This window comes from Caulobacter sp. RHG1, assembly GCF_013181195.1.
Classification (GTDB): Bacteria; Pseudomonadota; Alphaproteobacteria; order Caulobacterales; family Caulobacteraceae; genus Caulobacter.
Genome location: NZ_SMZP01000001.1, coordinates 790,648 through 803,167 on the forward strand (window position 1 = coordinate 790,648; position 12,520 = coordinate 803,167).

Annotated in this window: 11 protein-coding genes; 8 read left to right on the forward strand and 3 right to left on the reverse strand. The window is 68.3% G+C overall.

What is annotated here, in order from left to right:
- The first annotated feature begins 104 nt into the window (after positions 1 to 104).
- The 7 genes from E1H18_RS03630 to E1H18_RS03660 all read left to right on the forward strand — a co-directional run bounded on the left by E1H18_RS03630 (position 105) and on the right by E1H18_RS03660 (position 7,152).
- The gene (locus E1H18_RS03630; RefSeq protein WP_172263717.1) at positions 105 to 479 is read left to right on the forward strand and encodes a BlaI/MecI/CopY family transcriptional regulator; all 375 of its coding nucleotides are present in this window, start codon (positions 105 to 107) and stop codon (positions 477 to 479) included.
- Positions 476 to 2,119, forward strand: coding sequence for a M56 family metallopeptidase (locus E1H18_RS03635; protein ID WP_172263718.1), 1,644 nt, complete (start codon positions 476 to 478; stop codon positions 2,117 to 2,119). Before E1H18_RS03630 ends, E1H18_RS03635 begins: the two co-directional genes overlap by 4 nt.
- A 14-nt stretch (positions 2,120 to 2,133) precedes the next feature.
- The gene (locus E1H18_RS03640) at positions 2,134 to 3,483 is read left to right on the forward strand and encodes a M56 family metallopeptidase (protein WP_172263720.1); all 1,350 of its coding nucleotides are present in this window, start codon (positions 2,134 to 2,136) and stop codon (positions 3,481 to 3,483) included.
- A gap of 104 nt (positions 3,484 to 3,587) precedes the next feature.
- Entirely contained in the window at positions 3,588 to 4,934 is a 1,347-nt protein-coding gene (locus E1H18_RS03645; RefSeq protein ID WP_172263722.1) for a pectate lyase, read from the forward strand.
- A 171-nt stretch (positions 4,935 to 5,105) separates the two neighbouring features.
- Positions 5,106 to 6,194, forward strand: coding sequence for a chorismate synthase (gene aroC, locus E1H18_RS03650; RefSeq protein ID WP_172263724.1), 1,089 nt, complete (start codon positions 5,106 to 5,108; stop codon positions 6,192 to 6,194).
- A 145-nt stretch (positions 6,195 to 6,339) separates the two neighbouring features.
- The gene (locus E1H18_RS03655) at positions 6,340 to 6,879 is read left to right on the forward strand and encodes a response regulator (protein ID WP_172263726.1); all 540 of its coding nucleotides are present in this window, start codon (positions 6,340 to 6,342) and stop codon (positions 6,877 to 6,879) included.
- 48 nt (positions 6,880 to 6,927) lie between these two features.
- A complete protein-coding gene (locus E1H18_RS03660) occupies positions 6,928 to 7,152 on the forward strand; it encodes a hypothetical protein (RefSeq protein WP_172263728.1) in 225 nt (74 codons plus the stop codon).
- Between the two features lie 41 nt (positions 7,153 to 7,193).
- Here the strand turns inward: E1H18_RS03660 and E1H18_RS03665 are convergent, their stop codons facing one another.
- From E1H18_RS03665 to queC, 3 genes are all read right to left on the reverse strand, one after another.
- Complete coding sequence (locus E1H18_RS03665; protein ID WP_172263730.1) at positions 7,194 to 7,559, reverse strand: 6-carboxytetrahydropterin synthase; 366 nt, start codon at positions 7,557 to 7,559, stop codon at positions 7,194 to 7,196.
- 72 nt (positions 7,560 to 7,631) lie between these two features.
- Positions 7,632 to 8,264: a 7-carboxy-7-deazaguanine synthase gene (gene queE / locus E1H18_RS03670; RefSeq protein ID WP_172263732.1), complete on the reverse strand. Its 633-nt coding sequence runs from the start codon at positions 8,262 to 8,264 to the stop codon at positions 7,632 to 7,634.
- A complete protein-coding gene (queC, locus tag E1H18_RS03675; protein WP_172263734.1) occupies positions 8,261 to 9,028 on the reverse strand; it encodes a 7-cyano-7-deazaguanine synthase QueC in 768 nt (255 codons plus the stop codon). The genes queE and queC overlap by 4 nt, the downstream gene beginning before the upstream one ends.
- Positions 9,029 to 9,478: 450 nt before the next feature.
- Here queC and E1H18_RS03680 point away from each other — a divergent pair, with 450 nt between their 5' ends.
- The gene (locus tag E1H18_RS03680) at positions 9,479 to 12,313 is read left to right on the forward strand and encodes a TonB-dependent receptor (protein ID WP_172263736.1); all 2,835 of its coding nucleotides are present in this window, start codon (positions 9,479 to 9,481) and stop codon (positions 12,311 to 12,313) included.
- Positions 12,314 to 12,520 lie beyond the last annotated feature (207 nt).

The following is a 12,520-nucleotide window of genomic DNA, read 5'->3' on the forward strand; positions in this document are numbered from 1 at the left end:
TGCTATTCAAATCACGCCCTGACAAGCGAAGAACGCCGCTCATCACACTTGACGTCGATGCGCTACATTTGTAGCGTACTCGCGACATCACTGAGATCCCTACGATGACCGAACCCTCTGACCTGGAACTGGAAGTGCTGAAGGCCTTCTGGCGCGGCGGCGCGATGAGCGCCCGCGAAGCCCAGGGACTGATCGAGCCCGAGCTGGGCTGGAGCGCCTCGACCACGCGCACCGTGCTGGAGCGGATGGTGGCCAAGGGCCTGCTGGTCCGGCGGTCCGTTCACGGCCTGGCGGTCTACGAGGCTCGCACCGGCAAGGTCGACGTGATCGGCGGGGTGCTGAACCGCCTGCGGGGTTTGCTGGAGATCGATGGTCGCCTGCCGGCCTCGGCCTTCGCCGGCAGCCAGATCCTGTCGGAGACCGAGATCGCCGAGCTGGAGACCCTGCTCAACACCGGTGAGACGGAGGACAAGGCATGAACCCGCTGCTGGCTTCCACCGCCCTGGGGCTGATCGCCGCCTGGCCGGTCGGCGCGCTGGGCTTCGCCCTGGGCCGCACCGTCGAGCGGCTGACCGAGGATCCGCGCCCGCGCGCCGCCGCCTGGAGCCTGGCCTACGCCCTGCCCGCCGGCGCCCTGGCCGCCACGGTCGCCATGACCTTCGCGCCGATACCGCCGAAAGCTCCCCCTGAGCCCGTCGCCATGGAGGCGGTCGCCGTCCCGCCCGCGCCGGCCGCTCCCGCCCGGATGCCGCCGCCCAGTCTGGCGTCCGGCCTGACCTGGTCGCCGCCCCCCGGTCTCGCAACCGGCCTGGCCTGGAGCCTGATCGGCCTGTCCGCCGCCGGCCTGATGGCTCGGGGCTGGCGCTGGAACCAGGGTCGCCGACGCCTGGCCGCGATCCGCGCCGCCGCCGTCCCGTGCGAGGACCTGGCCCTGACCGCCGCCGTGCGCCGCGAGGCCATGCGCCTGGGCGTCCAGGCGCCGCGCGTGCTGGTCAGCGATGCGGTGTCCGAACCGCTGCTGGCCGGCGTGCGCCGCCCCGCCATCCTGCTGCCTCGCGCCCTGATCGAGACCGCCGGGGCCGAGCGCCTGGCCCTGGTGTGCGGCCATGAACTGGCTCATCTGCGCCGCGGCGACAACTGGCGGATTCCGGCCGAGGAAGCCCTGGCCGGCCTCTTCTGGATGACCCCGCCGGTCGCCGCCCTGCGCAGCCGGATGCTGGCCGCCCGCGAATCCGTCTGCGACCAGTACGCCCTGGCCGGCGCCGCGCCCGAGGCTCGCCGCGACTATGCCCGCGTGCTGGTCGAAGCCCTGCGGATGAACGCCCTGCCCGCGCCCCAAATGACTTTCGAGTCGGCCTTCACCGGCCGCGAGCGCAGCCTGGCCGCCTTACGGCTGTCGGCGATCCTGCAGCCGCAAAGCGGCGCCTCGGTCGGTCGGTTGGGCCTGGTCGTCGCTCTGGGCGGCGCCCTGACCGTCGCCACCGGCGCCGGCTCGCTGGCCCTGGCCTCGCAGGTGCGCAAGATCGCTCCGCCCGCGCCAGAAGAGATCGCCCGCATCGAGGCCGAAGCCGCCGCCGATGCGAGCGACGTGGCCCAGGCCGCCGCGGCCCAGGCGGCCGCCGAGGTCGAGCCTCTGCGCATTCAGGTCGAGAAGGCCGCCGAAGCCGCGGCCGCCAAGGACGTCGCCGCCGTGGAACGCGCCGTCGAGGCCGAGGCCGCTGCGACCGCCGCGCTGGCCGCCCTCCCCGCGCCCGCGCCGGACCCTAGGCCCGATCCGCATCCGGACCCGCATCCCGATCCGCGCCCCAACCCTCAGCCTGAGCCGCGCGTGCAGGTCGAGGCCGATCGCGCCGCGCAGCGCGCCCGCCTGGCCGCCGTCGCCGCGGACCTGGCCCAGCACCAAGCCGTCATCGCCCAGGCAGCGGCCCTGAAGGCGCTGGGCGCCCTGGACGTCAAGGTCGACGTGCAGCCGAACGTGAGGGTCATCCTGCCCCAGGACGTGATCGAGAAGGCCCTCCGCGTGAAGGCCATCGCCCCTCGGGCCATGGCCGAACCGAAGATCAGCGTGAAGCTCAGCCTGCGCAACGAACCGCCCATGCCCACACCCTGGAACCGCTGAGATCGGAGGGACCCATGAACGCGCTCTTCGCCTCCGCCGCCCTGGGCCTAGTCGTCGCCTGGCCGGCCAGCGGCCTGGGCTGGCTGCTGGGCAAGGCGGCCGACCGGCTGACCGGCGATCCGACCCAGCGGGCCCGGGCCTGGAACCGCGCCGTCGCCCTGCCCCCGGTCATGCTGGCGGCGATGGTCGGCGTCTCGGCCCTGCCTGAGGAAACCACCGCGCCCGTCTACCAGGCCGCCCTGACCACCCAGGCCGCCGCCAGCGCCACGGCGACGATCAGCGAGCTCTCGGTCCGCGCCTTTTCCACCTTCAGCGGACTGGAAACGGCCGGCGCAGCGCTGATCCTGGGCGCCCTGGGCGGGCTGGCCGTCGCGACCGTCCGCCAGGCCGTGGGCCGCGCCCGGCTCAAGCGCATCGCCGCGCAGGCCCGTCCCGTTTCGCCGGAACTGGCCCAAGCCGTCCGCGCCGCCGCCCGCCGGCTGGACACCGGCCGGCCCGAGGTGAAGGTCAGCGACACCATCGACCAGCCGCTGCTGGCGGGTCTGGCCACGCCGGTGATCCTGCTGCCCCGCGCCCTGGTCGAGCGCTTGAGCCCCGAACGACTGGCGCCGGTCTGCGCGCACGAACTGGCGCACCTGAAGCGCGGCGACAACTGGCGGCTGCTGGCCGAGCACCTGCTGGGCGGCCTCTTCTGGATGGTCCCGCCTTACGCCGTGCTGCGCGCCCGCGCCGCCGCCACCCGCGAGGAGCTGGCCGACGCCCTGGCCCTGGAGGACGCAGGTCCGGCCGCGCGCCGGAACTATGCCGAGACCCTGATCGACGTGCTGCGGACCCGCGCCGCGCCCGCCCTGCATCCCGCCTTCACCGGCAAGGGACGGAGACCCACGATTATGCGCCTGAAAGCCATCACCGCTCCGCGCGATCCCGCCTCCCTGGGCCGCCGCGCCCTGCTGACCCTGGCCGGCCTGCTGGCCGTGGGCGTCACCGTCGCCGGCTCGATCGCCCTGGCTCAGCAGGACGAGACCCCCGGCCGCAGTCGCAGCCGCACGGTCATCACCGACAGCAAGACTGGCCAGTACGTCGACATCCGCTCGAAATACATCCGCGTGCACAACGCCGAGCTGGTCGACGGCAAGCTCAAGATCGAGAACGGCAAGATGTCGACCTATCACGGCGACGTCCAGATCCGCGGTCGCCTGCGCGCGCCCCAAACCCTCGTGCTGCTGAACGGCGCGGCCGCGCCCGCCGGCTTCGACCCCACCACCCTGCCCAAGGGCGCGATCGACGCCGTCGAGGTCGTTCACCAGAACGACGGCCAGCAGTCGCATGTGTCGCTGAACGTGATCATGAAACAGGGCCTCTAAGCCGCGCGCGGGGCAGCCATGACACCGGTGGACAAGATCGGTGTCGCCCTGCATTTTCCCGAGCCTGACGGCGACGCCAAGTCGGCCGCATTCGGGGATGGACCATGCTCGCTCGCCACCTTCTTCGCGCCGCCGGCGCGGTCGCTCTGACGCTCGCGGCGACGCCGGCCCTGTCGGACACCCTGGCCTTCCCCGGCGCCGAGGGCGCGGGACGGTTCAGCCAGGGCGGACGCGGCGGCGCTGTTCTGCGGGTCACCAACCTAAGCGACGCCGGCCCTGGATCCTTGCGCACCGCGATCGAGGCCAAGGGCCCTCGCACGGTCGTCTTCGACGTCGCCGGCACGATCCAGCTCAAGAGCGAACTGAGGATCCGCGAGGGCCGCATCACCATCGCCGGCCAGACCGCGCCGGGCGGCGGGATCACCTTGCGCGACCAGACCCTGGTGGTGTCCGCCGACGACGTGGTGATCCGCTTCATCCGCTCGCGCCTGGGGGCCGAGAGCAAGGTCGAGGGCGACGCGATCTGGATCAATGGCGGGCGCCGGATCATCCTGGACCACGTCTCGGCCAGCTGGTCGGTGGACGAGACCCTGTCGGCCTCGGCCCGTTTCGGCAAGGGCGAGCAGGGCTTTCACGACCTGACCGTCCAGTGGTCGATCATCGCTGAAAGCCTGGCCCATTCGATCCACGTCAAGGGCGACCACGGCTATGGCAGCCTGATCCGCGGCGGCCAGGGCTCGAAGATCAGCTTCCACCACAATCTGTGGGCCAACCACATGGCCCGGATGCCGCGGCCGGGGAACTATGCCGGCGTCGACGAGGATCCGGTCGGAGCGTTCTTCGATTTCCGCTCCAACGTCTTCTACAATTGGGGCAAGGGCCACGCCGGCTACGACGCCGACAAGGCGGCCATGGCGGCCTACAACTTCGTCGACAACGCCTATGTGCCAGGGCCCAACTCGACGAAGGCCGTGGCCTTCCAGGAGAGCAACACCCTGGCCAAGGCCCATTTCGCTGGCAACAGCATGGCGGGCGCGGTTCCTGCCGATCCGTGGAGCCTGGTGACCTTCACCATCCCCGAGCCGGCCGGCTATCGCCTGCCTGCGCCGCTGGACGTCGGGGCCGTGACGCCCGAGACGGCCGACAAGGCCTATGAGCGCGTGCTGGCCGACGCCGGCGCCTCGGTCTGGCGCGACCCCGTCGACCGCCGCGTGGTCGAGGGCGTGCGGACGAAGACCGGCAAGGTCATCAACATCCAGGGCGACGTCGGCGGCTGGCCAGACCTGCCGGCAGGCAAGGCGGCCAAGGACACCGACGGCGATGGCATGCCCGACGCTTGGGAAACGGCGCATGGGCTGGATCCGAAGACGGCGGATGGCGCGGTCGTCGGCAAAGACGGCTGGACGAACCTGGAGCTCTACCTGGCCGACGCGGCGAAGGTGCGCGGCTGACTCAGCAGGCCCCCACCTGACCTCGCCCTGCGAGGTCGTCCGACCCCGGAGGGGGCAGACGGCGCCCGTCTTCCCCCTCCGGGGGAGGAGGGCCGCAGGCCCGGAGGGGGCAAGTGAGCAAGCTCATCCTCCCTTTTGCGACGTGGCTCCGTTTCCGCTAAACCCCCGCCCATGTCGCACAACACCTTCGGTCACCTGTTCCGCGTCACCACCTGGGGCGAAAGCCACGGCCCGGCCTTGGGCTGCGTCGTCGATGGCGTTCCGCCGGGCATCGCGCTGACGCCCGAGATGATCCAGGCGTTCCTGGACAAGCGCCGGCCCGGGAACGGCAAGTTCGTGACCCAGCGCCAGGAGCCGGACGCCGTGCGCATCCTGTCGGGCGTGTTCGAGGACGAGCGCACGGACGGACCACGCACGACGGGTACGCCGATCAGCCTGATGATCGAGAACACCGACCAGCGGTCCAAGGACTATGGCGAGATCGCCCAGGCCTTCCGCCCAGGCCACGCCGACTATGCCTATTTCGCCAAGTACGGCGTCCGCGACTATCGCGGCGGCGGCCGCAGCTCGGCCCGCGAGACGGCCGCGCGGGTGGCGGCCGGGGCGATCGCCCGCCTGGTCACGCCCGGCGTCACCGTCCGCGCCGCCCTGGTGCAGATCGGCCCGCACGCCATCAACCGCGACAACTGGGACTGGGCGCAGACCGAGCAGAACCCCTACTGGTCGCCGGACGCCGAGATCATCCCGGTGTGGGAAGAGCACCTGGAAAAGATCCGCAAGGCCGGCTCCTCGACCGGCGCCGTCGTCGAGGTGGAAGCCACCGGCGTGCCGGCCGGCTGGGGCGCGCCGCTGTACGGCAAGCTGGACGCTGAACTGGCCGCGGCCCTGATGTCGATCAACGCCGCCAAGGGCGTGGAAATCGGCGAAGGCTTCGCGTCCGCCGCCCTGACCGGCGAGGACAACGCCGACGCCATGCGCCGGGGCGAGAACGGCGAGCCGGTGTTCCTGTCCAACCATGCGGGCGGGGTTCTCGGCGGCATCTCGACGGGCCAGCCGGTCGTGGCGCGCGTGGCCTTCAAGCCGACCTCGTCGATCCTGATCCCGCGCCAGACCTTGAACGAGGCTGGCGAAGAAATCGATCTGCGCACCAAGGGCCGCCACGATCCGTGCGTGGGCATCCGCGGCGTTCCGGTGGTCGAGGCCATGACCGCCTGCGTCCTGGCCGACGCCTTCCTGCGCCATCGGGCCCAGGTCGGTTAAGCTCGCGCATGGCGTGTGGCGCATTCGTCAAATGATGACAGCGCTGATGCACATGATGAGTTCTTCTGACTGAAAACTATAAGCTTTCGGATTGACCAAAGTTATCAACAGGCCTTAGAACTCGCCCATTGGGGGAGTATGGGGCGTGCGGTTCGATCTGCTGAAAGTCCTGCTGGTCGACGATAACCAGCATATGCGCATTTTGCTGATCGAGATCCTGCGGGCGATCGGCGTGCGGCACGTCTTCGAGGCCACCGACGGCGCCGAAGCCCTGTCCCTGCTGCGCAAGGTCGCCATCGACGTGGTGCTCACCGACCTGTCGATGAACGGTCTGGACGGCATCGACTTCATGCACCTGGTTCGCCGTTCGCCCGACAGCCCCAATCCGTTCGTGCCCGTCGTGATGATCACCGGCCACTCGACCGAGCGCCGGGTGCATGAGGCTCGCGACGCCGGCGTCAACGAGTTCCTGACCAAGCCGGTCACCGCCCGCGGCGTGATCCACCGCCTGACCCTGCTGGTCGAGAATCCCCGCCCCTTCATCCGGACCGAGACCTATTTCGGCCCCGACCGCCGTCGACGCGACGACCCGCGCTACCGCGGCGAACGGCGGCGCGAGGAGGACCGCGCGACCTATGTCGACGACGTCCAGGAGCAGCGCGTCCATCCGACGCGGAGAATTTAAAGGATTGGCCGGCTAGAACGTGGTGAACCGCTGTTTACGGACTTCCCCATGCTCTTTCGCCGCTTCGCCCCCCTCGCCGCGCTCCTGGCGATGATCGCCGTCTCGCAGACCGGCTGCCTGGCCGCCGCCGCGGTCGGCACGGTCGCGGGCACCGCCATCGGCGTCACTGGCGCGGTCGTCGGCGGCGCCGGCAAGGTCGTGGTCGGGGCCGGCAAGGCCGTGATCCCGGGCGATGGCAAGAAGGATCGGGACCGGGACGATTATCGGCGGTAAGCCATCCCAATCCTCCCCCGCTAGCGGGAGGATTTAAGACTTCAGAGCACCAACGCGCACGTCTCGCCGATCGTCGGGCGCGACAGCACCACGCGCGACAGGCCGGGGAACTGGCCCTGCAGGCGCTCGGCGAAATAGAGGCACAGGCGTTCCAGGGTCGGGACTTCCAAGCCGGCGCGGTCGTTGAGCAGGCCGTGGTCCAGCTCGGCGGCGACGGCCTTCAGCGCGACGTCCAGGGTCTCCAGGTCAGCGACCCACCCTTCCGGCAGCATCTCACCACGCACGCTGGCCTCCACCTTGAACGAGTGGCCGTGCAGCTTGCGATAGCGATGGTCGGTCGGACCTTGCTCGATGAAATGGGCGGCGTCGAAGAACGCAGCCTTCGTGATCTCGAAGACGGGCTTCATAGGGACTTCTTTGACTAAGGCCTGGGAGGCTCTAGCGCGTCGACCCTGTCACCAAGTCGAGCGCCTTATCCGTCAGGGCAGGCCGAGATATTTGTGCGTTTGGACGCTTAAACGCCATTGTGGGTGCGAAAGGCAATAGGCGACGGCCAATTGCGTGTTCCTGTCGCGGTCCGGGCCGTCCATCGGCTGAAGGTAGAAGCGCTCGAAATCGAGATCCGCGAAGCGTTCCGGCATGGCCTTGTCCTGCGGGAAGACCAGCTTCAGCTCCTGGCCCGAAGTCTGGACCACGTGCGCGTCGGCCTTGGGGCTGATGCAGATCCAGTCGATCCCGGCCGGAGCCTCCAGCGTGCCGTTGCTCTCGCAGGCGATCTGGAAGCCGCGGGCGTGCAGCGCCGCGATCGCGGCCTCGTCCAGCTGCAGGAAGGGCTCGCCGCCGGTGCAGACCACCAGGCGATCGTCCGGCCCGCCGGTCCACTGGGCCTCGACGGCGGCCGCCAGGTCGTCGGCCGTGGCGAACTTGCCGCCGTTCTCGCCGTCGGTCCCGACGAAGTCGGTGTCGCAGAAGGTGCAGACGGCCTTGGCGCGGTCCTGCTCGCGGCCGGTCCACAGGTTGCAGCCCGAGAAGCGGCAGAACACCGCCGCCTTGCCCGCCTGGCCGCCCTCGCCCTGCAGGGTCAGGAAGATCTCTTTGACGCTGTAGGTCACGGCTGGAGCGCCCCCTCGACCAGGGCTGGGCGCCCGGCCGCGTCCCACTCGGCATAGCCCTTTTCACGCAGCTCGCACGCCGGGCAGGTCCCGCAGCCGTGACCCCAGCTGTGCAGCGCACCGCGTTCGCCCTGGTAGCAGGTGTGGCTTTCCTCGACGATCAGCTTGACGAGGTCCTCGCCGCCGAGGGTCTTGGACAGCGCCCAGGTCTGGGCCTTGGTCAGCCACATCAGCGGCGTCTCGATGCGGAAGCTGCGATCCATGCCAAGGTTCAAGGCGCTCTGCATCGCGTCCATGGTGTCGCGTCGGCAGTCGGGATAGCCTGAGAAGTCGGTCTCGCACATGCCGCCGACCAAGGCGTCGACGCCCCGGCGATCCGCAAGCGCGGCGGCGTAGATCAGGAACACCAGATTGCGCCCTGGCACGAAGGTCGAGGGCAGGCCGCGCTCGGTCATCTCGATGGCGCGATCGGCGGTCAGGGCCGACTGGGCCACCTGGCCGAAGCTGCGGATATCCAGCACGTGGTCTTCGCCGAGACGATCGGCCCACTGCGGGAAGCGCGCGGCGATCTCGGCGCGCACGGTCTGGCGCGCCTCCATCTCGACGACATGGCGCTGGCCATAGTCGAAACCGACCGTCTCGACGCGCGCATAGCGCTCCAGGGCCCAGGCCAGACAGACGCTGCTGTCCTGGCCGCCGGAGAACAGAACCAGGGCCGCCTGGCCTTCGGAGGCGGGGCGCTCGATGGAAGAGGAAGGAGACATGCGCCCTCCTCTACACGAGCCGCGCCCTTCCCGGAACAGCGGCCAGGGCGACACAGCCTCGGCGGGGGCCTTACAGGCAATACTCAGAGCTTGAAAGACAGCGATCTCTTTCGCGCGCGAAAGACAGATTCTCTCCCGTCACATGGCGATTATACGCCAACCCACCGCGTCATGTTTCCGTTACGGAAATCACAAACCCTGTTTTCTAATTCGGTGAAACCTTACGCCTGCAAGGAGAAATAGGCCACCCGCAAAGTGAAAAGGCGTAACCTATCGCTGTTCACTTACATAGCGCCCAGTTGACAGCTTTCAAACGCAAGTATGCAATCGACGAATGCTGCGAGGGGCTCGCCGTACGCCCGCGTGGTGAAAACAGGTACGGCGCCGAGGAAACATCGCTCTCGCAGGCTCCATCCATAAGGCGCCGCTTGGGTCCAGGGAGGGAATTCAATGTCGCATACTCTGCGTTTGCGGAGCCTATTGGTCATGGGCGCTTCGGCGGCCGCGATCTCGGCTCTCGCCGTCCCCGCGTTCGCTCAACAGACTCGTCAGGCTCCTGCTCAGCAAAGCAGCGTCATCGAAGAGCTGGTCGTCACCGCCCAGAAGAAGGAAGAAGCCCTTCAGGACGTGCCGATCGCCGTGTCGGCCTTCAGCCAGGACTCGCTGCAGGCCCAGAAGATCGACGGCGGCCCCAACCTGCAGCAGGCGATCCCGAACGTCAGCTTCGCCCGCAGCAACTTCACCAACAGCTTCAACTTCCAGATCCGCGGCATTGGCGCCAAGGCCGTCGGGGCCTCGGCCGACCAGGGCGTCGGCGTCCACGTGAACAACGCGCCCCAGCAGTCGGGCAATCTGTTCGAGAGCGAGTTCTACGACGTCGAGCGGGTGGAAGTACTGCGCGGCCCGCAGGGCACGCTGTACGGCCGCAACGCCACGGGCGGCGTGGTCAACGTCATCACCGCCAAGCCGACCGACCAGTTCGAGGCGAACGCCCGCGCCGAGTACGGCAACTACAACACCATCCGCCTGCGCGGCATGGTCAACCTGCCAATCTGGGGCGACAAGCTGGCCGTCCGCGCGGCCGGCACCCTGCTGAAGCGCGACGGCTTCGTCACCAACACCTTCAACAACCACGTCGTCGACGACCGCGACCTGTGGGCCGGTCGCGTGCAGGTGATGTTCAACCCGACCGAAAAGCTGCGAACCAACTTCCTGTGGGAGCGCTTCGACGAAAACGACAGCCGCGCCCGCACCGGCAAGCAGCTGTGCACCAAGGACGAAGGCCCCGCCACGGTCGGCGGCGTTCCGACCGGCGCGGCACGCCGCTATCTGACGCAGGGCTGCCTGCCCGGTTCGCTGTACGCACCGGCCGCCTATGGCACGGTCAACACCTCGGGCACGCTGACGGGCCTGCTGGGCAACATCTTCGGCTTCACCTCGGGCGACGCCAACGCCGGCGCCACCACCTCGACCAATCTGCGCGAGATCGAGACCGCGCTGGACCCGCTGTATCAGTCCAAGTCCAACACCTATCAGTTCACCCTGAACTACGACCTGTCCGACGAGCTGACCTTCACGGCCATGACCTCGTACGGAAAGGGCAGCGTCTACACCAAGCAGGACTACAACCGGGTCGTCTCGCCGATCGCGTTCAACAACACCCCGTTCACGCCGGGCGGCTTCTTCAACGATCCGCAGGTCGGCAACACCAACAAGTTCACCACCATTGACGTGTCGTCGGGCCGCTCCGAGCAGTTCAGCCAGGAGTTCCGCCTGCAGTCGGCCTTCGACGGCCCGGTGAACTTCAATGTCGGCGGCATCCACTTCACCTACCGGACGCTGACCGACTACTATGTGATCGGCAATTCGCTGACCCTGTCGTCGATGGCCTTGAACGCCTCGAAGGGGCTGTCGCCCACCTGCAACCCGGCGACCACCGCCAACTGCATCGGCATCGACACCTCGGCCACCCCGACCGGCGACGGCCACAACTACTATGACAACCGCACGCCCTACACCCTGGTGTCCGACGCCCTGTTCGGCGAGGTCTACTATCAGATCAACGAGGATCTGAAGTTCACCCTGGGCCTGCGCCAGACCCGCGACAAGAAGGCGGTCAAGAACTACTCGACCGTGCTGCTGGCCCCCGGCTACGGCCTGACCCTGAACCCGACCAACCCCGACCAGCGGGCCCGCTTCACCGAGACCACGGGCCGGATCGGTCTCGACTACAAGGCCAATCTCGGCTTCACCGACGACACCCTGCTCTATGCCTTCTATTCAAAGGGCTACAAGGGCGGCGGCATCAATCCGGGCGTGCCCGCCGGCGCCATCGGCATCAGCCAGACCTTCGCCCCCGAGTTCGTCAACGCCATCGAAATCGGCACCAAGAACACCCTGGCCGGCGGCAGCGTGCTGCTGAACGCCACGGGCTTCCGCTACGACTACAAGGGCTATCAGATCTCCAAGATCGTGAACCGCACGTCGGTGAACGAGAACGTCGACGCCAAGATCTGGGGCTTCGAGCTGGAGTCCATCTGGTCGCCGGTCCGGAACCTCAAACTGAACGCGACCCTGGGCTATCTGAACACCAAGATCGGCGACGGCGTCTCTTCGATCGACACCATGAACCGCACCCAGTCCAACCCGGCCTATACGGTCGTGAAGGTGGGCCCGCAGGCTTCGTCGGTCGGGGCCAACTGCGTGCTGAACACCGTCGGCGTCGCCACCATCCTGGGCGCCGGCGCCGGGGCCACCCTGCCCTGGGCCTGCACCGGGGCGGCGGCCTATCAGGCGTTCCTGTCGACCCCGGCCGCGGCCGGCGGCGCAGGCCTGCCCGCGCCCACGGCCGCCTTCCTGGCCAACAGCACCGGCCTGTTCAACTATGCCAACGGCTTCTCGATTGAGGGCGTGGCGGCGGACCTGTCGGGCAAGGAACTGCCCAACTCGCCGCATTGGACGACGTCGATCGGCGCCCAGTACACGTTCGAGCTTTCGGGCGGCTGGTCGGCGACGCTGCGCGGCGACTACTACCGCCAGAGCCAGCAGTTCGCCCGCGTCTACAACACCGAGTACGACCGCCTGAAGTCGTGGGACAACGGCAACATCACGCTGAAGTTCGACAAGCCCGAGTGGGGCGTCACCGTCGACGCCTACGTCAAGAACATCGGCAACAAGATCCCGATCGTCGACGCCTACACCACCGACGACAGCTCGGGCCTGTTCACCAACGTGATCACCGCCGAGCCGCGGCTATACGGGATCGCGATCAGCAAGTCCTGGTAGCCTCGAGGCATACTGAAGGCCTTATTCTCCCTGGAGGGCGGCGGAGCGATCCGTCGCCCTTTCCTTTTCGATGAACAATGATCAGTCAAAAAGATCAGCGGTTTCCGCTGCTAATGCCGAGACAAGCGCTGTCAACTTAACGACTCTGCAAGGCGAGCTGGCGCAAGCTGACAATCCAAAGTGCTGACTAAAGGTCTTGGCGACGTC

What these genes read in the sequence shown, in the direction of transcription:
- E1H18_RS03630 (WP_172263717.1), top strand. Translation starts at nt 105, where the DNA reads ATGACCGAACCCTCTGACCTGGAACTGGAAGTGCTGAAGGCCTTCTGG.
- E1H18_RS03635 (WP_172263718.1), top strand. Translation starts at nt 476, where the DNA reads ATGAACCCGCTGCTGGCTTCCACCGCCCTGGGGCTGATCGCCGCCTGG.
- E1H18_RS03640 (WP_172263720.1), top strand. Translation starts at nt 2,134, where the DNA reads ATGAACGCGCTCTTCGCCTCCGCCGCCCTGGGCCTAGTCGTCGCCTGG.
- E1H18_RS03645 (WP_172263722.1), top strand. Translation starts at nt 3,588, where the DNA reads ATGCTCGCTCGCCACCTTCTTCGCGCCGCCGGCGCGGTCGCTCTGACG.
- aroC (WP_172263724.1), top strand. Translation starts at nt 5,106, where the DNA reads ATGTCGCACAACACCTTCGGTCACCTGTTCCGCGTCACCACCTGGGGC.
- E1H18_RS03660 (WP_172263728.1), top strand. Translation starts at nt 6,928, where the DNA reads ATGCTCTTTCGCCGCTTCGCCCCCCTCGCCGCGCTCCTGGCGATGATC.
- E1H18_RS03665 (WP_172263730.1), bottom strand. Translation starts at nt 7,559, where the DNA reads ATGAAGCCCGTCTTCGAGATCACGAAGGCTGCGTTCTTCGACGCCGCC.
- queC (WP_172263734.1), bottom strand. Translation starts at nt 9,028, where the DNA reads ATGTCTCCTTCCTCTTCCATCGAGCGCCCCGCCTCCGAAGGCCAGGCG.
- E1H18_RS03680 (WP_172263736.1), top strand. Translation starts at nt 9,479, where the DNA reads ATGTCGCATACTCTGCGTTTGCGGAGCCTATTGGTCATGGGCGCTTCG.